The 21,129-nt window shown below is 52.0% G+C and carries 20 protein-coding genes; all 20 read left to right on the top strand.

Translation table 11 applies throughout. The features are described from left to right. The first annotated feature begins 28 nt into the window (after window positions 1-28). The 20 genes from hpf (at window position 29) to ispH (ending at window position 21,065) form a co-directional block, all read left to right on the top strand. The gene (hpf, locus tag FY034_RS09835; RefSeq protein ID WP_265550027.1) at window positions 29-574 is read left to right on the top strand and encodes a ribosome hibernation-promoting factor, HPF/YfiA family; all 546 of its coding nucleotides are present in this window, start codon (window positions 29-31) and stop codon (window positions 572-574) included. A gap of 53 nt (window positions 575-627) precedes the next feature. Continuing rightward, window positions 628-1,587 carry an HPr(Ser) kinase/phosphatase gene (gene hprK / locus FY034_RS09830; RefSeq protein ID WP_265550025.1) on the top strand — a complete coding sequence of 320 codons (960 nt, stop codon included), beginning with the start codon at window positions 628-630 and terminating at the stop codon, window positions 1,585-1,587. Window positions 1,588-1,590: 3 nt separating this feature from the next. Next, the gene (rapZ, locus tag FY034_RS09825) at window positions 1,591-2,448 is read left to right on the top strand and encodes an RNase adapter RapZ (protein ID WP_265550023.1); all 858 of its coding nucleotides are present in this window, start codon (window positions 1,591-1,593) and stop codon (window positions 2,446-2,448) included. 6 nt (window positions 2,449-2,454) lie between these two features. Beyond that, window positions 2,455-2,847: a PTS sugar transporter subunit IIA gene (locus FY034_RS09820; protein ID WP_265550021.1), complete on the top strand. Its 393-nt coding sequence runs from the start codon at window positions 2,455-2,457 to the stop codon at window positions 2,845-2,847. Window positions 2,848-2,860: 13 nt separating this feature from the next. Continuing rightward, entirely contained in the window at window positions 2,861-3,127 is a 267-nt protein-coding gene (locus FY034_RS09815; RefSeq protein WP_265550019.1) for an HPr family phosphocarrier protein, read from the top strand. 2 nt (window positions 3,128-3,129) lie between these two features. Next, on the top strand, window positions 3,130-3,906 hold the full coding sequence (locus FY034_RS09810) for a prepilin peptidase (protein WP_265550018.1): 777 nt from the start codon (window positions 3,130-3,132) through the stop codon (window positions 3,904-3,906). A gap of 3 nt (window positions 3,907-3,909) precedes the next feature. Next, window positions 3,910-5,406 (top strand): sensor histidine kinase, encoded by a 1,497-nt coding sequence (locus FY034_RS09805; RefSeq protein WP_265550016.1) that lies wholly within the window; start codon window positions 3,910-3,912, stop codon window positions 5,404-5,406. Beyond that, window positions 5,403-6,764 (top strand): sigma-54-dependent transcriptional regulator, encoded by a 1,362-nt coding sequence (locus FY034_RS09800; protein ID WP_265550014.1) that lies wholly within the window; start codon window positions 5,403-5,405, stop codon window positions 6,762-6,764. Before FY034_RS09805 ends, FY034_RS09800 begins: the two co-directional genes overlap by 4 nt. 232 nt (window positions 6,765-6,996) lie before the next feature. Next, the gene (locus FY034_RS09795) at window positions 6,997-7,794 is read left to right on the top strand and encodes a DsbC family protein (protein WP_265550012.1); all 798 of its coding nucleotides are present in this window, start codon (window positions 6,997-6,999) and stop codon (window positions 7,792-7,794) included. Between the two features lie 73 nt (window positions 7,795-7,867). Next, a complete protein-coding gene (locus FY034_RS09790) occupies window positions 7,868-8,167 on the top strand; it encodes a hypothetical protein (protein WP_012470210.1) in 300 nt (99 codons plus the stop codon). Next, window positions 8,164-13,224, top strand: coding sequence for an Ig-like domain-containing protein (locus FY034_RS09785; RefSeq protein ID WP_265550010.1), 5,061 nt, complete (start codon window positions 8,164-8,166; stop codon window positions 13,222-13,224). Before FY034_RS09790 ends, FY034_RS09785 begins: the two co-directional genes overlap by 4 nt. Before the next feature lie 54 nt (window positions 13,225-13,278). Then, window positions 13,279-13,764: a pilus assembly FimT family protein gene (locus FY034_RS09780; protein WP_265550008.1), complete on the top strand. Its 486-nt coding sequence runs from the start codon at window positions 13,279-13,281 to the stop codon at window positions 13,762-13,764. Further along, window positions 13,739-14,134: a type IV pilus modification PilV family protein gene (locus FY034_RS09775; RefSeq protein ID WP_265550006.1), complete on the top strand. Its 396-nt coding sequence runs from the start codon at window positions 13,739-13,741 to the stop codon at window positions 14,132-14,134. The genes FY034_RS09780 and FY034_RS09775 overlap by 26 nt, the downstream gene beginning before the upstream one ends. Before the next feature lie 18 nt (window positions 14,135-14,152). Further along, window positions 14,153-15,448, top strand: coding sequence for a prepilin-type N-terminal cleavage/methylation domain-containing protein (locus tag FY034_RS09770; protein ID WP_265550003.1), 1,296 nt, complete (start codon window positions 14,153-14,155; stop codon window positions 15,446-15,448). A gap of 23 nt (window positions 15,449-15,471) precedes the next feature. Beyond that, the gene (locus tag FY034_RS09765; RefSeq protein WP_265550002.1) at window positions 15,472-16,089 is read left to right on the top strand and encodes a hypothetical protein; all 618 of its coding nucleotides are present in this window, start codon (window positions 15,472-15,474) and stop codon (window positions 16,087-16,089) included. 164 nt (window positions 16,090-16,253) lie between these two features. After that, entirely contained in the window at window positions 16,254-17,330 is a 1,077-nt protein-coding gene (gene pheA / locus FY034_RS09760) for a prephenate dehydratase (RefSeq protein ID WP_265550000.1), read from the top strand. Next, complete coding sequence (locus FY034_RS09755; protein WP_265549998.1) at window positions 17,327-18,190, top strand: prephenate dehydrogenase; 864 nt, start codon at window positions 17,327-17,329, stop codon at window positions 18,188-18,190. The genes pheA and FY034_RS09755 overlap by 4 nt, the downstream gene beginning before the upstream one ends. 36 nt (window positions 18,191-18,226) lie before the next feature. Beyond that, a complete protein-coding gene (gene aroA / locus FY034_RS09750; protein ID WP_265549995.1) occupies window positions 18,227-19,531 on the top strand; it encodes a 3-phosphoshikimate 1-carboxyvinyltransferase in 1,305 nt (434 codons plus the stop codon). Continuing rightward, window positions 19,528-20,226 carry a (d)CMP kinase gene (gene cmk, locus FY034_RS09745; protein ID WP_265549993.1) on the top strand — a complete coding sequence of 233 codons (699 nt, stop codon included), beginning with the start codon at window positions 19,528-19,530 and terminating at the stop codon, window positions 20,224-20,226. The genes aroA and cmk overlap by 4 nt, the downstream gene beginning before the upstream one ends. Beyond that, entirely contained in the window at window positions 20,223-21,065 is an 843-nt protein-coding gene (gene ispH, locus FY034_RS09740) for a 4-hydroxy-3-methylbut-2-enyl diphosphate reductase (RefSeq protein WP_265549991.1), read from the top strand. Before cmk ends, ispH begins: the two co-directional genes overlap by 4 nt. Window positions 21,066-21,129 lie beyond the last annotated feature (64 nt).

The raw sequence follows: 21,129 nt of genomic DNA, 5'->3' as shown, positions 1-21,129 counted from the left end.
GGGAACTACACAGGAGGAGGAAGAAACCATGCAAGTATCGACAACCTTTCGGCATATGGAGCAGAGCGAGGCCCTGAAAAGCTACGCTGAGGAGAAGCTTGAGCGGGTTGCAAAGTACATTGATGAGCCGATTTCGGCGCAGGTCTATTTCACGGTTGAGAAGATCCGCCACATCGTTGAGATCGTGATATCGGGTCGTGGTATCACCACCAAGGCATCGGAAGCCACCAACGACATGTATGCCGCTGTTGATGCCGTGCTGGACAAGATCGAGCGTCAGCTGAAGCGCTACAAGGAAAAGCTGAAGGATCACAAGCCTGCCGGCGAGCACAATGGCCGCACCATGTCCAAGAAGGTCTTCCAGGCTGAAGGGCTTGAGACCAATGCCGAGCCGGTTGTGATCACCACCAAGACCGAGACCGCCAAGCCGATGGCCGTGGAAGAGGCTGTGATGCAGATGGACCTGCTTCACAAGGACTTCCTGGTTTTCACTGATGCAACCTCCAACGAAATAAATGTCCTGTATCGTCGTAAAGACGGTAACTTCGGTCTGATCGAGCCCCAGCGGGGCTAACGGATGCCTCGGGGGAGGCGTGTTGCGCCTCCCCTGGCATACCACCACGTACTGTGGACGGCATTACCCTTTCCATACAGGACCTGCTCGACGATAAGGAGTATGGTCTTGATCTGCGTTTGATCGCAGGAGCCAGCGGGCTGGGGCATCGGGTCAGTTCCCCCCGGATCCAGAAGCCCGGTCTGGCCCTGACCGGTTACACCCAGCATCTGCACCCTGATCGTATCCAGGTACTGGGCAATACGGAAATATCCTATCTGTTTCAACTGAGCGAGGAGCGGCTGCGTGACAACACGCAAAAACTCTGCTCGTTTCCCATCTCCTGCTTTGTCGTCAGCAAAGGCCTGAGGCCGCCGGCAGCTTTTCTGGAGATAACCGAGCAGCACACGATTCCGGTGCTGGTCTCTCCCCACCAGTCCTCCACCTTCATCTCGCTGATCACCAAATTCCTTGAGGAACAGCTGCTTCCTACCACCCATCTGCATGGAGTGCTGGTGGATGTGCTGGGGGTGGGCATGCTGTTGACCGGCAAGAGCGGCATCGGCAAGAGCGAGTGTGCCCTGGACCTGGTGATTCGCGGGCACCGGCTGGTGGCTGATGACATGGTCTTTATCAGGAAGAAGATGCCGGCCAGCCTGGTCGGGCAACCGGTGCAGCAGATCCAGCACCTGATGGAGATCCGCGGCCTGGGGATCATCAATATCAAGGATCTGTACGGCGTATCGTCTATCCGTGAAAAGAAGATCATTGATCTGGTGTTGGAACTGATGGAGTGGAACCCCGATCAGGAGTATGACCGGCTGGGGATCGATGACAAGACCACCACCATTCTCGGGGTGGAGTTGCCGCATCTGGTTATTCCGGTCCGTCCGGGGCGTAACCTTAGCTCGATCATTGAGGTGGCAGCCCGGAATTTCCTGCTGAAGGGGATGGGGTATCATTCCGCAAAGGATTTTCAGCAGCGCCTGCTGGAGCGGATGGAGGTCAGGCACCTTGGGGATGAGGTGGAGTAGCTGATGCGGATCGTGGTGATCACCGGGATGTCCGGCTCAGGTAAATCAACCGCAGTGCGGGCCCTGGAGGATGAGGGGTTCTACTGTATCGATAACCTGCCGGTGCGGCTGTTCCGTCAGTTTGTTGAGCTGATTGAGAAGTCCGGCGAGTCCTTTAAAGGGGTTGTGCTGGTTACGGATATCCGGGGCCGCGATCTCTCCACCGGGATTGTCGAGTCGTTCCGTGAGTTGCGCAGTGTGGGGCATGAACTGGAGGTGCTGTTTTTCGATGCCTCGGACGAGGTGTTGATCAGGCGTTTTGCCGAGACCCGCCGTCGCCATCCGGCTGACGAACATTGTACGGTTCCGGAGGGGATCAGGATTGAGCGGGAGCGGCTGGCAGCCCTGCGCCAGAACGCCACCTTGATCATTGATACCTCCGAATTCAATGTCCACCAGCTGAAGGAACAGGTGATCCGTGCCATCAAGGGTGAACAGGGCAGCAGCAATTTTACCGTGGAAGTGGTTTCGTTCGGCTTCCGCTATGGTGTGCCGCTGGATGCCAGTCTGGTGATGGATGTCCGTTTTTTGCCCAACCCCCATTTTGTTCCTGCGTTGCGCCCCTATAGCGGTCGGGAACCGGCGGTGCGTCAGTTTGTACTTGAACAACCGGACACCACGGCGTTTCTCGATCACTTTTTTAATCTGTTGCAGTTCCTGATTCCGGCTTATTGCCGCGAAGGGAAGAGTTATCTGACGATCGCCATCGGCTGTACCGGCGGTCGGCATCGCTCAGTGGCCATTACCGAGGCAACTGCCGCCCGTTTGGAGACATTGGGCCTCAAGGTGCGTATCAGTCACCGCGATATTGAGAAGGGATAGTAAACCATGATTGGACTTGTTGTTGTTACCCATGCAGGACTTGCCACATCATTGATTGCCGCGGCAACCATGATAACCGGCAGTAGTGACTGCTGCGAGGCCGTTGAACTGCACGTTGACGACCCCGCAGACGGCCTTGTTGCCCGTATTGCAGAAGCACTGGCAAAGGTCGGTACGGACGGGGCGATCATCATGACCGACATGTTTGGCGGCACGCCGTCCAATGCGGCCATGTCATTTTTGCAGGAGGGCAAGGTTGAGGTGGTGACCGGTGTTAACCTGCCGATGATGGTGGATTTCTTTTCCCGCCGTGAGCGCATGACACTGGAGGATCTGTGTGCCTCATTGCTGCGTTGCGGCCGTGAAAGTGTGATTGTTGCTGGTGAATTTCTTAGATAGAACGGGTGCTTACATGCAACAGCAAGAATTTGAGATCGTCAATAAACTGGGGCTGCATGCCCGTGCATCGGCACTGTTTGTCAAGACTGCCAGCAAATTTCAGTCTGAAGTCAAATTGGCCCGTGAATCTGTTGAGGTAAACGGTAAGAGCATCATGGGGATCATGATGCTTGCCGCTTCAAAGGGCACAAAGATCCGTCTGACCGTGGAAGGGCCGGATGAGGCAGAGGCGATGGAGACTATCGGCGCCTTGATCATTGACGGATTTGGTGAAGAATAACCATGCCTCCGCTTATGTACATGGCGGTGGTGGTGTTTCTGTTCGGAGCGGTGATCGGCTCATTTCTGAATGTCTGTATTTACCGGCTGCCGCTTGACCAGTCGATTGTCAGCCCCGGTTCCCGCTGCATCTCCTGTGGAGCAGCCGTGCGCTGGTTTGACAATATCCCGATCATCAGCTGGCTGCTGCTACGGGGGCGCTGCCGGGGGTGCGGGGCAGCCTTCTCGATCCGCTATCCACTGGTTGAACTGCTTACCGCCTGTCTGTTGCTGCTGCTGTTTATGCGTTTTGGCCTGACCGTCTCTTTCTTTATCTATTCCCTGCTCATTGCCGCATTGATTGTTGTCACGTTCATTGATTTTGATTATCAGATCATCCCCGATGAGATCTCGCTGCCGGGTGTCGGCCTTGGTTTTCTGGCCTCTTTTTTTCTGCCTGAACCGGGTTGGCTTTCCTCCCTGCTGGGCATTGTTGTCGGCTGGGGGAGTCTGGCACTGGTTTTTTACAGCTATCTCTGGCTGACCGGGCGTGAAGGGATGGGCGGGGGAGATGCCAAGCTGCTTGCCATGCTGGGGGGCTTTCTGGGGCTGAAGGCTGTCCCGTTTATCATCTTTACCTCATCACTGGTGGGGACCGTGGCCGGCCTCTCAATCATGGCGCTGCAACGCAAGGGGCGCCATCTGGCCATCCCGTTCGGTCCTTACCTGGCCCTGGGGGCTGTGCTTTATATCTTTTATGGTCCCCAGCTGATCAACTGGTATCTGCATCTGGGCAAATAACCGATGCGGACGGTACGGCTAAGCCTCACGTTTTCCATTCTTGCCTCACTGGCCTGCCTGCTGGTGCTTACCTGGCTGCTCTTCAGCCTGCTCGCCTTCAAAACCGCTGAAAATGACCTGTACGCCCAGAAGGGTGATCATGCCCGGATGCTGCTGGCCACCTTTGTCAACCAGCTGCCTGAACAGCTGCCCAGTTTCCCGGAAGGCATGCTGCCGCTGGATGCTCCGGCAACGCTCTATGCCGCCAAGCTTTCTGAAGAACGCTCCTTTGAACGCCTGACTCTCCTGGACAGGTCGGGCAAGGTTATTTACAGTGTTGGCAGAGAAGGCAGTGATCTGTATCGCCCGTTCAGCCTGCCGGGACGTCAGGTGGAAGAAAGCAGGATCATAGCAGACGGCGCAGCGCTGGTCCGTTCAATGCAGGTCATCCGCAATGGCCAACAGGTTGGCAGGGCCGGTCTGATTCTCTCCTTGCAGGATGAACAGCGACGCATTCAACGTACCAGGCAGCTGCTGCTGACCTATTTTGCCCTTGATTTTATCCTGTTGCTCGGGCTTGGGGCCTTTATTCTGTCCAGGATTGTGGTGGCGCCGGTTAACCGCCTGCTTTCAGCCACGGAGAAGATCACCGGTGGTGTCTACGGTCACCAGCTCACGGTCACCGGTGCGCTGGAACTGGCCCGGCTGGCAGAGTCGTTTAACGCCATGTCCAGCACGCTGGAGCAAAAGCAGCAGGAGGTTACCTCCCATGTTGCCGCCCTTGAACAGGTCAACCGGGATCTGCAGCAGGCACGGGAAGAGGCGATCCGTTCAGAAAAAATGGCATCGGTGGGGCTGCTGGCCGCCGGTACTGCCCATGAAATAGGCACGCCGCTGGCCTCTGTAATGGGCTACGCAGAGATTCTGGCCCAAGAACTGGAGCATAACCCCGCCCATGCTGACTACCTCGCCAGGATTATGGATAGCTGCGGCCGGATTGACCGGATCGTAAAGGGGCTGCTTGAGTATGCCCGTCCCAAACAGACCGTTCATGAACCGGTTGACCTTTCTCTGCTCATGCAGGCCACAGTTGAGCTGCTGCAACATCAGGGCTTTTTCAAGGGGATAAAACTGACCATGACCACGGAACCTGCCTCCTCGCTGGCCAGCCTTGACCCGCACCAGTTGCAGCAGGTGCTGATCAACCTGCTGATCAATGCCAATGATGCCATGCCGCAGGGCGGTGAAATCAAACTGGCACTCAAACAGGGCGCTGATAAAAAGACACTGCTGCTGGAGGTCTGGGATACGGGGGCGGGAATAGCACCAGAGCATCTTGGCAAGCTGTTTGACCCGTTCTTTACCACCAAGAGCCCGGGAAAAGGGACTGGTCTGGGGCTTGCAATTTCAGCCCGCATCATTGAGAGCTTTGGTGGCCGGATTACGGTGCAGAGCAGGGTCGGGCTGGGCAGCTGCTTCACTATCCATGTACCGGTCTATACGAAGGGTCAGGTGGTATGAAACAACCTCATATCCTGATTATTGATGATGAAGAGAACCTGCGCCACATGCTGTCGGTCATGTTGCGAAAACAGGGCTACCATGCGGATACCGCCGCCGGCGGAGAAGAAGCGCTGGCCAAACTGTCAGGCCATGCCTATGACTACATCCTGTGCGATATCCGTATGCCGGAGATGGATGGCAGGGAGTTTCTGCGACAGGCTGTCAGCAGCGGCGTTACTGCTCCGATTGTGATGATGACCGCCTATGGGGCGGTTGACACTGCGGTGGCCTGCATGCAGGAAGGGGCCTACGACTTTATCTCAAAACCGTTCAAGCGGGATGAAATTGTGATTGTCCTGAAAAAGGCGGAGGAGCGGGAGCGATTGAAGGAGGAGAATCGTACCCTGCGAGCCGAGGTCGCCGGTAAAAGCTCGTTTTATGGCCTGGTGGGCAGGAATCCTGCCATGCTGGCAATCTATGATCAGATCCAGCGGGTGGCCGATCTTAAGACCACGGTGCTGATTCAGGGGGAGTCCGGCACCGGAAAAGAGCTGGTTGCACGTGCCGTGCATAAAAGCGGCTGCCGCAGCGCGAAGCCGTTTGTGGCAATAAATTGCGGCGCCCTGCCGGAAACCCTGCTTGAAGGGGAACTGTTCGGCCACACCAAAGGTGCTTTTACCGGCGCCAGTTCTGATAAGCCCGGTCTGTTTGAGCAGGCTGACGGCGGTACGTTGTTCCTGGATGAAGTTGGCGAGATGCCGCTTGCACTGCAGGTAAAGCTGCTGCGGGTACTGCAGGAGGGGGAAGTGCGCAGGATCGGCGCCACGACCTCAACCCGGGTTGATGTGCGGGTTGTTTCAGCCACGGCCCGTGACCTGCAGGCCGAAGTCGCCTCGGGACGCTTTCGTGAAGATCTGTATTTCCGCCTGAATGTCTTTTTGCTCCAGATTCCACCCCTGCGGGAACGGGTTGATGATCTTCCGTTGCTGGTGCGGCTGCTGGTCAGGGATTGTGCGGCACGAATCGGCCGGGAAACTGCACCAAAAGTAGAGCCTGAAGCACTGCGGCGGCTAATGGCATATCCATGGCCCGGTAATGTACGGGAACTTGAAAACGCGATTGAACGTGCGCTGGTGCTGTGTGATGGCGACCAGCTGGCTGAACACTGCCTGCTTGATGGGATCACTGGTGAGTCTGCGATCCAGGTCTGCCCGGATGAAAATCTGTCCATCAAGCAGGCGGAGCGGACTATGGAAATTGACCTGATCCGCAAGGCGCTTGAGCGGACCGGGGGAAATCGTACCCATGCGGCAAAGATGCTTGAAATCAGCCATCGAGCCCTGCTGTACAAGTTGAAGGAATATGCCCTTGAGTAACCTGCCGGCATCTGCGGTGCGCTGATCCAGGCGCACTGAAGCTGGTGTGTGAACTCTGCAAAAATTGCGGTGTTGTCTGGCAATAACCCGCAGCTAACTATGCAATATCTGCATGGTCGTGTTCTTGATTGTTGTAAAGTTTCGTGAATACAGTCTGTTATGCTGCCGTACAAGGGCGGCATTTTTTTTGCAAAGTATCTGTCTGATCAATTTAACTGAAAGGATTTATTCAATGATTCGCACTACACTGTCGACTATATCCCTTGTGTTGCTGTTTGCGGTCTCTTCCTTTGCCATGGCCCCCGCCAAAGATGGCTGCGGTACCCAGGAATGCTCCAAGTGCCATTCGCTCTCAGTAAAGGAAGCAACTGATCTGCTCAGCTTTGCCGGTGTTACGGTTAAGTCGGTCAAACCGGCTCCCAGCCACGGTCTGCACGAGGTCCTGTTTCAAAAGGATGGCGGTGTAGGGATCGTGTTTATCGACTATGGCAAGAAACACCTGATTCAAGGGATGATCATTGACCTGAAGACCAAAGAACCGGTGGCTGCCCATGAAAAAGATATTCCCAAGCCAAAACAGTTTAGCGGCCTTGATCCCAAGCTGATCCCGGTGCAGTATGCCATGGTCATGGGTAACCCCAAGGCTGCAAAGAAGCTGTATGTCTTTACCGACCCCGATTGCCCCTACTGCCGTACCCTGCACCCGGAACTGCAGAAACTTGAAAAAATGATGCCTGATCTGGCAATCCATATCATGCTCTACCCCTTGCAGCAGCTCCATCCCCAGGCGTACGACAAGGCGCGGCTGGTGCTGTCGACCAAGAGCCGCAAGAACCTTGATCTTGCCTTTGAAGGTAAGGAACTGCCCAAGCCAAAGGGGGATGCCGGCAAGGCTGGTGTGGACGCGGTGATACAGTTTGCCCAGGAGCAGGGGATCAACGGTACCCCGATGGTGTTACTGCCGAACGGCAAGCCGTATCAGGGACCTCGGGATGCTGAAAGTATCAAGAAGGCAATTGAGGGAATGTAGTTTTGTATAATTGTCTGCCAGCTAAACTTTTAAGCTGATATTAATGCCCGGCTTTGAAGCAGGAGGATCATGTATGAACAGATTATTGGGGTGGGTGCTCATGGTGGTTTTGAGTCTCAGTTGTGCTGTTCCTTTGGTGGCCAATGAGCTAGTAAGAGGCAAGGTGATTGAACTAACCTCAACAAGGCTGGTGGTCCGTCTGTCAGATGGACAGAAAAAGACGATCTATTTGAATGAAGCGACGAAATTCATGCACCGGCCAGGCTCTGGTGAACAGTCTGAGCCGCCAAAGCCCAGAAAAAATGACCGGATAGCTGCTTCTTTGGAGGGCGATACAGCAGCTTTTGTTGTCGTTGAGGAGGTGCCGAAATGAAAAACTTATTTCGTTTGGTTGTGCTGTTCAGCTGTCTGCTTGGTCTTTCCTCTTTTGCTCAGGCACTCTCAATTAGCTCGGTGACCCCAGGTACCACATCATCACCAGGAACCCTCAACGTGCCGGTAACTTCAGGTGTCGTTGTTACTTTTGATAAAACTGTCAAGTGGTCTACAATCCTTAATAATAATACTTACAGGATCACGTTAAATGAATCAGTTAGTGGCAATTCAGTGGCCGTTACCTACTCGCCTACTTCAAATAGCTCAAGCTATACCCTGACCCCTAAGAGCAACCTGAAGGCGAATACCATTTACAAGATTTCTATCAGTAAAAAGATTGCAGTTTCAAACTGGGAAGATCTTGGAACAAATTATACCTACTACTTTAAAACCGTTGCCAGCACTGATGTGACCCCTCCAACGGTCAGTCCAATCTATCCTGCCAGTGGTGCCACCAACATACCGGTTGATTCGTCTATTTCTGCCTTGTTCAGTGAAGATATGGATGCCACTACTGTCGAATCTCCGGCTGCCAGTATCACTCTTTCTCCTGCAGTAACCGGTACCATCAGCTATGATACCAAAGAGGCTACTTTCCAGCCTTCAGCCAACCTAAGCCCCGGTACCACCTATACCGTCACTGTCCACAATACGGTTAAAGATGTGAACGGTAATACCATGGTGAGTAATTATAGCTGGAGTTTTACCACCGTGAATCCCGACAGCACACCGCCGCAGGTGCTGTCAACAAATCCGGTAACAGGTGCAACAGGGGTTTCCGTTACTCCCACCCTTCAGATTGTGTTTAATGAACCGATACTGACATCCAGCATTACTGCTGCCAACTTCACGGTGTCCGGAGGCAGCTGGGCAGCACCTTCATTTGATGGTGACCGTACAGTTACCCTGACCCTTAGTAGCGGTTCGCTGAACTATGCAACCGATTACACTGTCACGGTGTCGACGGGTGTCAAAGACTTGGCTGGAAACAGTATGTCAAGTGCCTATCTTCTAAAATTTACCACCGTGCAGAATCTGACACCTCCTAATGTTATCGAATATGCCCAAGTGCCGCCTTTTGTTGCCGGTACTGGCGTAAAACCCAACCTGCTTCTGGTTGTTGACAACTCCGGCAGTATGGAAGAGTTCGCCTACAAGACCGCAGGCAAAGGGAATTCGACCGGTTCCGGCTCTGATGCCAGTTATAATTCCAGCACGCTGTATTATGGCTATTTTGACAACACCAAGATGTACAAATATAACAGCAGCGGCTATTTTGAGCTCGACACAACCAAGACGCTGGATAAAACTAATTTCTGGTCCGGCAATATGCTGAACTGGCTGACCATGCGACGGGTTGATGTTGTGCGCAAGGTTCTGGTTGGTGGCAGGGTGGTACAGGGCAGCAATAGCAATCCGGTGAACCCTCGCGTTACCACCTCAACCAACAATTATCTGGTAGGTTTGGCTGACACCAGTCGCGACTATTACAAATTGTATTCCGGCGTCTATTACAAGGTTATGGACGGTCCGCTGCTCAAGGTTTGCAGTTCAAGCAGCTGTTCCTCGTATACCCAGAGCTATAATATAAAGGTGTTGTACGGGACCCAGCCACCAACCGATGGTCTGGTCACTCAGTATGCCGACCGTATCCGGATCGGCACAATGTTCTTTAACACAGACGGCACCTACTATGAAGATGCAAACAGTGGTGATGAGGACGGTGGTTACATTGCCTCAAACGTAGGCTCTACAAAAGAGACTATTACCTACCAGATTGAAACCACTAATCCATCCTCCTGGACACCGCTGGCAGAATCATTGTATGAGGCGGTGCGCTATTTTGAGGCCCGTCCCAGCGCCTATAATTCTTCAGTTGATTACAGTAGCAGCGACCCGGTGACCCAATCATGCCAGAGAAACTTTGTCATGATTGTAACTGATGGTGAATCAACAAAAGATCAGAATCTGCCAAGTAGCGCCTTTAACGGCGACGGTTCTGTCTCAAAGGTAACAGATCCTTATAGTTTCAACGTGCAGACCTGGATGGACAGTATTGCAGCCAACGAAGGGATCACGAGCCAGAAGGCAACCGCTGCCAATAGCTCGGAAGGTACCTATTACCTGGAAGGGGTTGCTTATTATGCCCATAACACTGACTTAAGAACAGCTTCTGTTGGTAAAAGTAATATTGACGGTAAGCAAAACCTGACCATCTATACGGTGTTTGCCTTTGATGATTCATCTGTTGGGCGTGAACTTTTGAAGCGGACTGCCAAGTATGGTGGCTATGAAGACCTCGATAATAACGGAAAACCATATACTGACAGCACCTGTGGTACGGCATCACCTAACTCAAAGTGTTCTGAATGGGATAAAAACGGTGATGGCATTCCAGATACGTATTTTGAGGCCCAACAGGGGCAGCAACTGGTAACAGCCCTTAGTCAAGCGTTTAACGATATTTTGTCTCGTGTTTCTTCCGGTACGGCAGCTTCAATCCTCAATAATAGTGAGGGTAGCGGAGCCAGCCTGTTACAGGCAGTGTTCTACCCCAAAAAAACCTTCGATGCGGGCTCTGAAGCAACCTGGGTTGGAGAGCTTCAGAACATGTGGTACTACCTTGACCCCTACCTTAATTTTACCTCCATCAGGGTGGATACCGTTGCCAACAACAAGCTTAATCTGCTGGAAGATTATGTTGCCCAGTTTTACTTCGACAGTTCAAGTAGTCAAACGCTCGTTCGACTTTTAAGGGATACCAAGGGCGATGGTACTGTCCTGGCAGACCTCGGTTCTTTCAACCCTGATGACACCACCAACGTCAAGAGTCTCTGGCGTGCCGGTCGTATGCTCTGGGCACGCAATCTAACGACTGATGCACGTAAAATCTATACCCGTATTGGCGGGTCAACAGACTCTACTCTTGATTCAGTACTTAACGCTGCAAGTGAAGCAACCCATCTGGCAGAATTTGCAACTGCTTTAAAGACAGATTCTACCGTGCTTACCTATCTGCAGGCAGCGAATGCTACAGAAGCAGAAAAGATCATTAACTTCATAAAGGGTACTGATCAATCGGGCTATCGCTCCCGGGCTGCAACTATTGCTGGCACTGCAGGTACTTGGCGGCTGGGTGATATTATCAGTTCCACCCCAAAGGTTCAGGGGAACGTGGGATTGAATGCGTATAGTCAGAATCCACCGGTTGGCTATGCCGATAGTTCGTATGAAAAATTCACAAAATCAAATGATTACGGTAATCGTGGTATGGCCTATGTTGGTGCCAATGACGGTATGTTGCATGCCTTCAGACTTGGGGTGCTGAAAGAACTTACTGACCCTTGCCGGAATCTGGAGTCGGATTCAAACAGCACCAGTTGCAAGGCAGACAAGGCAAAACTCAACGACTATACAAAAGTTGCCTCTGGTACAACTATTGGCGCCAATGCGAATATAAGGGCGGATGCTGCAGATGCTATTGGAAAGGAGGAATGGGCTTTTATTCCCCGGCAGGTTTTGCCCTATCTAAAATACTTGGCAGACACGGCCTATCCCCACCTGTTTTATGTGGATGGGACGCCGTTGATCGTGGATGTCTCAATCAACAAGCCGACTACCTATGACACGGTGGCTTATCCAGGCTGCTCAACCAATTACTGGGAGTGTCCTAAACAGACACAATATAATTCCGGTACCCAGAATCTTGATGTCGCTAATACCAGCTGGAAGACGGTCCTGATAGGTGGAAGCGGGTTGGGTGGCGCCAGCAGGAGTCGTGCAGGAAGTTGTGCAGGTGGCGGTACGGATTGTATTAAAACCCCCATTGTTGATCCTACTGACAGTACAGCAGCTCCCAATACCAGAGGATTTGGCTATTCATCGTATTTTGCGCTTGACGTAACAGATCCAATGCAACCCAAATACCTGTGGGAGTTTCCTGGAAACACAACTGCAGCAAACAATCTGGGGCATGCTACGGCAGGGCCGGTTATCATGAGGGTCGGTGATAAAAATAAGAACGGACGCTGGTTTGCTGTCTTTGCCTCTGGCCCGACCGGCACTATAGATACTGTCAATAACCAGTTTCTTGGACGTTCAGATCAGCCCCTAAGGCTCTTTGTTGTTGATTTGGCAACCGGTGCATTAGTCAAGACTATTACCACGACGCTGACTGATGCCTTTGCAGGTTCAGCCTCCAATGCTGCGGTTGACAATGATCGTTCATACTCCTTTAAAGACGGTTTCTACAAGGATGATGCAGCATATTTCGGGTATGTGCAAAAGGTAGACGCAACACACTGGTCAAAGGGTGGGGTGATTCGTCTGGCTACTAATGAGAGCGTTGACCCTAATGATGGTAGCAAACCCTGGACCTGGAGTTCCGTGATTAGCGGTATAGGGCCGGTATCTGCAGCTGTGGCAAAACTTCAGGACAGGGCTAACGGAAAATTATGGCTGTATTTCGGTACCGGTCGTTATTTCTACAAGAACTCAACCGAAATAGATGACTCGGGCAGCTCTAGGCGGTTGTATGCAGTGCAAGATCCTTGTTATGATGCTGCGACCAATAAGATTCTACCGAGCTGTACAACAACAGTAGCTGCGACAGACCTGGATGATCAGACTACATCGCCGTCAGCTACACTGGCAGCAAGTAAAAAAGGTTGGTACATCAATCTTGATGATGACTCCTTGGGGGATGGTTACTCTTCCGAGCGGGTTATCACTGACCCGGTTGCTTCGACGAGTGGCACGGTATTCTACACCACCTTCCGCCCGACATCCGATGTCTGCGGATATGGAGGCAATTCGTATATCTGGGCACTAAATTATGCAACTGGTGGTGCTCCAGCGCCAAATACCATGAAGGGTAAAATCATGGTGCAAGTATCAACTGGTGCATTTGCAGAGGTGTCCATGTCGGCAGGATTTACTGACAAGGAGAACAGGCGTTCAGGTGCCATCCAGGGGGTTCCGCCCAAGGCGCAAGGCTTGTCATTACTGACTAACCCAAAGCCTGTTAAAAAAATTATCCATATCCAAGAAAAGTAGTTAACTGCATTCTCCCTACCGCTAGTATTTAGCGGCAGGGGGGCGAGGTACCCCATGAGTAACCGTGGTTTTTCTCTGACAGAGTTGATAGTCGTTATTGCTTTGATTTCAATCATGTTGGCCGTAGTGACCTTGAACTTCAATGATTGGCAGGTAAAGTATAATATTGAAGCTCAGGTTAAAGAGATGCTGACAGATCTGACAGATGTACGTAGCAGGGCAATATCGACTAAACAACAGCATAGGGTGATTCTTAATCCCACCTCTTACACTTTTCGTCGCTACAGTAGTGAGTTTGACGCTGCTGGTACTGAGGTTTTCAGGCGACCGCTTAAATACCAGATTCAGCAATTTTCAACAGGAACCTATTCAGCTTTCAGTAATTTTACGCTGACTTTTGATGATCGAGGCTACACGACGTCGTTAGTTACTATAGCTGTTGGACCTGGTTTGGGTAGCCCTGCGTATAACTGTATTGGTGTTCATACGGCGAGGGTAAATATGGGGAGGATCAATGGCAATAACTGTGAATATCAATAATGGCGGCTTTACACTGATCGAGTTTCTGGTTGCCATTGTGATTTTGATGGTTGGCATGTTGGGGTTATTGCAGACTGTCAACTACGCAATTTCCAACAATATGACCAACCAGCTGCGTCAAGAGGCGTTGATGGTTGGTGATGAACAGATTAATCTTGAAAAAGCCAAGAAGTTTGAAGCTATTTCAACTAATACCCGTTCTGCCGTTGTGCCACGTATGGTTAATGGTGCATTTAGGAATTATTCTGTGATCAAGACCAGTACCGCGCTTACGTCTCAATCCACCAATATTGATATGCAGCTGATTTGGAAATACAAAGGGCAACGCTATGTGCATTCTATATCATCAGTTGTGTCACAGTACCAGTAGAGTGCATTGGAGGCAGTCATGCTAAACTCCCGTAAGGGTTTTACATTAGTTGAGATGATTGTAGTCATGGCGGTGTTTGTTGTCGTCATCATGATTACTGCGGACTCATTTAAAACTATCTTGACGCAGATGACCAAAATCACCAAGTCAGAAGAAAGCAACATTGAGGGTGTGGTCGGTCTTGAGATGTTTCGCCATGATCTGCAACAGGCAGGCTATGGTTTGCCGTTTTCGTATTTATCGCCAATATCCTGCATTGAAGCCGGTTATGCACCTGCCAGCAACTATAATGATTGTACCGGATCAACAACAAGCGGTGTGCCGCGCGCAGTGGTGGCTGGGGACAATCTGGGGGCGGTTGCCGGGGCTACCGGTGACGAGGCTACTAATATCGTGCTTGGCACCGACTACCTTGCCTTAAAAGGTTCTACACTGGGTATGAATGAAACAGCAAAAAGATGGACCTACATGCCCTATAGTAGTGCAACAACCGGTAAGCTTAAACCCAGGATCTGGCAAACCGGAAACCTGATTGACGGTCCCAGCGCAGACGCCTCACGGGTGATTGTGCTAAAAAAGACCTACACCAGCTCTGGCTACTCAAACCAGATGATAACCTCCTCTGATCCTTCTATTTACTGGGCTCGATATTATGCGGACGGTTTTGCTGATCCTGTATTCAACCCGACACTAAAAGAAGAAGTCTATTACCTTTATGGTATTAAAGCCGATGATCCCCTGGGAATGCCTTTTAACCGCACTGATTATTTTGTTGCCCGCCCAACAACAGCTGGTAAAATTCCTTCTTTTTGTCATGCAAATACCGGGATTTTGTATAAAGGTGCAGTGGTCCATGCCAATTCTGCTGCTTATGCAAAATTAACCTACATTCCATTACTTGACTGTGTTGCTGATATGCAGGTCATTTTTGGCTGGGATCTTGATGACGGTCAAGGTAATGAAGGGCAGGATGGTGTGATTGATACCTACTCTACCCCAATTGGTACCGGTGGTGCCATTACAGTTCAGTCTTCAGCAACTCCCTCTGCATCTGCAATGCAAACACGTGTGACAGATGCTTTGGGCAACCCTGAAAAACTACGCAATAGCCTGAAAGTTGTGAAAGTGTACCTGCTGGCTCAGGTAGGGCGACGTGATGCAAATTATCAGAGCCCAAGCAGTTCAATTGTGCTTGGTGATGCTGCAACAGATGGCATCACCAAGACCTATACATTTACCTCTGATATGCGGAATTATCGCTGGAAGATTTATCGGTTAGTGGTCCGTCCTAAAAACCTCATGTCAAATCAATGATGCTCGTTAGACGAGGAGTGGCCATGAAGCAGTTTATGCAACAGGAAGAGGGAGTAGCGCTTGTTACGTCATTGCTAATGACCTTGATTTCACTGGCAATTGTGATGTCTGTAATGTACATGATAACCCAGAATATTCAGCGTACAGGTACGTTGAAACGCTATAAAACAGCTCTGGAAGCATCCTATGGGGGCACTGACATTGTCATGAAAGAGCTTGTGCCACAGGTGCTAAAAAATATTGCCTCTCCTAAAACGTTTTTGGAGACAACCTATGGAACAAGCATTAACCTTTCTGTGCTTGCAACTGATTCTTGTTTAAACGACAAACTCACCAAGGAAACATCCCAGTGGGGTTCGGCCTGTAGTAGTACTGTTTCAGCTAAATCTGGCGCTGACTTTACCTTTAGGCTGCCTTCTGCAACCGGGGGGCAGCCTTATGCCATTTATTCCAAAATTGTTGATACTGTTTTTGGTAATACTGATGTCAGTGGTCTGGAACTTGAGGGGGCTGGAGTAGCAGAATCTCTTTCTGTAATTACTCCTCAACACATACCCTACGTGTATCGGCTTGAAGTTCAGGCTGAAAAGGTAACAAATGCAACTGAACAGGCAAACATGTCGGTGCTGTATGCCTACTGATTTTTAAGTTTGCTAAACAGTAGCAGATTGACGTGTAACGGCAGCGCCACACAAGTGGGCTGCCGTTAGCTGTTGCAGGGCAAAAAATGTTGCCTTTTGACGGTCTATCCACTAAGGTAGCGGTCCCAAAATGTATATACCCTGCAGGTTTCGGAAGAGTCCCCATGCCAAAGAATCAAAGTCTTGAGCAGTTGCGTGGCGAGATAGACCAGATCGACAGCCGACTGGTTGAGTTGCTGAATCAGCGTGCCAGAGTAGCCTCTGATGTTGGCAGGCTTAAGGCTGGCCAGGACCGTGATTTCCACGTGCCCAGTCGTGAGAGGGAAGTGCATGAGCGGGTTGCCCGCATGAATCAGGGCCCCCTGCCGGAAGAGGCCTTGCACAGCATTTTCCGTGAGATCATGTCTGCCTGTTTGTCTCTGGAGTCTCCTTTGAAGGTGGCTTACATGGGACCAAAGGCAACCTTCAGCCATCTGGCCACCATGCAGCAGTTTGGTCTGTCTGCCCAGCTTGAACCTCAAAAATCAATACCTGCTGTTTTTGAGGAGGTTGAAAAAGGTAAGGCACTCTATGGTGTCGTACCGGTGGAAAACTCTACTGAGGGTGTTGTTACCCATACCCTTGATATGTTCGTGGACAGCAACCTCCAGATTATTTCTGAAATCATCCTTGATATTCACCATGATCTCCTCTCGCGTACTGGCCGGCTGGAGGATATCCGCAAGGTGTATTCCCATCCGCAGCCGATTGCTCAGTGCCGGCACTGGCTGGAAGAAAATCTGCCCAATGTGCCATTGGTGGATGTGGCCTCAACTGCCGTTGCTGCACAGATTGTCAGTGAGGACTATACCGCTGCAGCCATAGCCAGTGAATTGGCTGCATCGATGTATGATCTCAAGATGGTGCGCAGCAGAATTGAAGACCAGGTCAATAATGTCACCCGTTTTTTGGTGATCTCGCGCAAGCCTGCTGAGCCAACCGGTAACGATAAGACTTCAATCATGTTTTCGGTCAGGGATGAACCCGGCATCCTCTACCGGATGCTTGAACCGTTTGCCCGGCGCGGCGTCAACCTTTCCAAAATTGAATCCCGGCCGGTTAAAACCAAGGCCTGGGAATATATCTTCTTTCTTGATATGTCCGGCCATGTTTCGGAAGCGCCGGTTAGCGAAGCAATTGATGAATTGAAGAGCTTTTGCCAGTTCCTGAAAATACTCGGTTCCTATCCGAAGGCGCGATGACTCAGCCTGTGATCAATACACTCGCCGTAATCGGAGTGGGACTGATTGGCGGTTCCTTCAGTCGCGCGTTGAAACAGGCCGGTGTTGTTAAGAGAGTGATCGGCTTTGATCTGGATTCTACGAACCTGGCTGAGGCACTGCAGCTCGGGGTGGTTGACGAGATTGCTGCTGATTATGCTGAGGCTGTCGGCTCTGCTGATCTGGTGTTTCTGGCTGTGCCGGTTCGGGCAATGACGGCTGCTGTGTCGGGTTGTGCTCCGTTTCTCCCGGCAGGCTGCGTGGTGACTGATGGTGGCAGTGTCAAGGATGAGCTGGTTTCTGCCTGCGAACAGCTGATGCCTGCCGGCTGTTTTTTTGTCGGGGGACATCCTATCGCCGGTACCGAGCATTCCGGTGCAAAGGCCTCGTTCGCCACGCTGTATCAGGGACGTCGCTGTATCTTGACCCCCACCAGTCGCACCGATCAACAGGCCCTGGATCTGGTACAGCGGCTTTGGGAGGCAGCAGGCAGCAGGGTTGAATGCATGGAGCCGTTGACCCATGACCGGGTCTTTGCTGCAGTGTCCCATCTGCCCCATATGGTTGCCTATGCCCTGGTGCATGCCGTAAACGGCTCTGCAGAAGAAGAGGAGAATATTCTGGCCTTCTCTGCCGGTGGTTTTCGCGATTTTACCCGGATAGCTTCGTCTGATCCTTCCATGTGGCGGGATATCGCCCTGATGAACAGATTGCCGCTACTTGCAATGCTTGATCGCTATCAGAGTGAATTTGCTGCCTTGCGAGAAAAGGTTGCAAGTGGCGATGGTGCCTGGCTTGAAAACTATTTCACCACATCAAAGCGCCTGAGAGATGAAATATAATCTGACATGTTAAGGGAACACCACCCTGAGGTGACCATGCACGAACAAGCGCAACCAATTAGCGTCTCACCGGCCCAAGCTGTGCGGGGCGAGCTTGCAATTCCTGGTGACAAGTCCATTTCCCACCGTTCGATTATGTTGGGCGCCCTGGCGCAGGGCACCAGCCGCATCACGAATTTTTTGCGGGGTGAAGACAATTTCTCCACCATGAAGGCGTTTCGGGCCATGGGGGTTCCGATCGAGGATGATGGTCAGACCATTGTCGTGCATGGTGTTGGACTGCATGGTTTGCAAGAGCCTGGAGATGTGCTTGACTGCGGGAACTCGGGTACGACTATCCGCCTGATGACCGGTCTCTTGGCAGGTCAGGGCTTCTTCTCGGTGCTTACCGGAGATCAGTATCTGCGTAAGCGTCCGATGAAGCGGGTAGTGGAGCCGTTGGCCCGCATGGGAGCTCGGATTGCAGGGCGTGGAGGCGGCACACTCGCCCCTCTGGCCATTAGCGGTGGCAGCTTGTCCGGTATTGACTACCAATCCCCAATTGCCAGTGCCCAGGTGAAATCAGCGCTTATGCTTGCTGGTTTATATGCCAGCGGGGAAACCAGGGTGACTGAGCCGTCACTCTCCCGTGACCACTCTGAACGGATGTTCACATTCTTTGGAGCTGATCTGGACAGGTCCAGTCATGGTGTGACCGTGCGTGGTGGCAGGGAGTTGCAGGGGCAGGAAATCTGCGTGCCGGGTGACATCTCTTCTGCCGCCTTCTTTCTGGTGGCAGCGCTAATTGTACCCGGTTCAGAACTGTTGATCCGCAATGTCGGGGTTAATCCGACCCGTACCGGTGTGATTGATATCCTGCAGGCAATGGGTGGAGATATTATCCTGCAGGACCAGCGCGAGGTTTCCGGTGAGCCGGTGGCTGACCTGCTGGTGCGTTCATCGCGTCTGAAAGGGATCGAGATCGGGGGAGATGTTGTACCCCGTGCCATTGATGAATTCCCTGCCATCTCCGTGGCCGCTGCAGTGGCTGAAGGTGTCACCGTTATCAGGGATGCCAAGGAGTTGCGAGTCAAGGAGACGGACCGGATTGCAGCCATGGCAAGCAATCTGCGGGCTGTCGGGGCAGGGCAGATTGATGAAACGGAAGATGGTATGGTCATCCAGGGCGTTGAATCGCTGGCAGGTGGTACCGTGACCAGTTGTGGAGATCACCGGATCGCCATGTCACTGTCGGTGGCGGCGCTGGTGTGTAGACACAATGTAGAGATTGATGATGTTGCCTGCGTAGCCACCTCGTTTCCCGGCTTTTATGAGCTGCTGGACAGGGTGTCAGTACGATGAGACGTGAGCGTGGTGTTGTCATTGCCGTTGATGGGCCTTCCGGTGCAGGTAAAAGCACTATCAGCAGGGCATTGTCAAAACGGCTGGGGTATCTGGAGATCGATACCGGAGCCATGTACCGGGCAATGGCCTGGCTGGCCCGCGAGGCCGGACTGAATTACGATGATCAACAGGCGGTTAAATCGTTTAGCGATCGTGCCGAAGTTGAGCTACAGCTTCATAACGGATCTACCCGGGTACTGGCAAATGGTCAGGATGTTACCAGTGAGATCCGTACCCCTGAAATTTCGATGCTTACCTCAAAGATATCAGCCCTTGCCCCGGTGCGTGAGGCGATGATGAGTCTGCAACGCAAAATGGGGGCCAAGGGAGGGGTTGTACTTGATGGCCGTGATATCGGTACGGTGGTATTTCCCGATGCTGAAATAAAGTTCTTTCTCTCGGCATCTGCAGAAGAACGGGGGCGTCGCCGGTTTCTGGAATTGCAGGCCAAGGGGGTGCAGACCACCCTGCAGGAAACGATTGATAACGTTGCCCAGCGTGATCAGCAGGATTCGGAACGGGAACTTGCCCCTTTGCGTCAGGCAGAGGACGCCATCCCGATTGACTCCACCGGCCTGACCATTGACGAGGTGATTGCCCTGATGGAGCAGGTCTATCGTGAGCGAACAGCAGGAAAGGAAGCCGAACTATGAAGGTAATCCTGGCAAAACGGGCCGGATTCTGCTTCGGTGTCAAGCGAGCCACCCAAATGGCCTTTGAGGCTGCCGGCAAGGATCAGAAGACCTTTACCCTGGGGCCGATTATCCATTCCCCGCAGGTTGTCAACAAGCTGGAAGAAATGGGCGTCGGGGTGGTCAAGGACCTCTCCGGTGTCAGTAACGGTACCGTTATTATCCGTTCCCACGGGGTGCTGGCAAGCGAGATGGACGAGGCGCACCAGAAGCAGCTGGAGGTGGTGGATGCCACCTGTCCTTTCGTGAAAAAGGCACAGGAGCATGTGCAGTATCTGTCCGAGGCAGGCTATGACGTGTTGGTGGTGGGGGATGCAGACCATCCTGAGGTGCAGGGTATTGTTTCCTATGGCAAGGAAAAGGTCTATGTGGTGGCTTCCGGCGACCAGGTCAAGCAGTTGCCCAAGATGGGTAAAATGGGGGTCGTGGCTCAGACCACCCAGTCCTTTGACAACCTGAAGAGCGTGGTGACTGAATGCCTGCGCCGTGGTGGTGAGGTACGGGTTTACAACACCATCTGTGATGCAACGGCAGTGCGGCAACAGGAAGCCACAGAGCTGGCCCAGCAGGTCGACTGTATGATTGTAATCGGCGGCTTCAACAGTGCCAATACCCGCCGCCTGGCTGAAATCTGTACAGAGATTCAGCCCAGGACCTACCATATTGAAACGGCTGCAGAGATAGATTGTTCATGGTTTCAAGGGGTTGACACGGTGGGTGTGACCGCTGGCGCCTCTACCCCGAAATGGATCATTGATGAAGTCATGAATCGTCTTGATCAGGTAAAGAATTCACATTGAATAAATAGTAAAAGTGTGTAAAAGTAGTCAACTCGCGTCAGCTATCGGTCGGCGGTAGCCGGAC

Source organism: Trichlorobacter lovleyi (genome assembly GCF_015239775.1).
GTDB lineage: Bacteria > Desulfobacterota > Desulfuromonadia > Geobacterales > Pseudopelobacteraceae > Trichlorobacter > Trichlorobacter lovleyi_B.
This window is presented reverse-complemented; position numbering and strand designations above follow the sequence as displayed.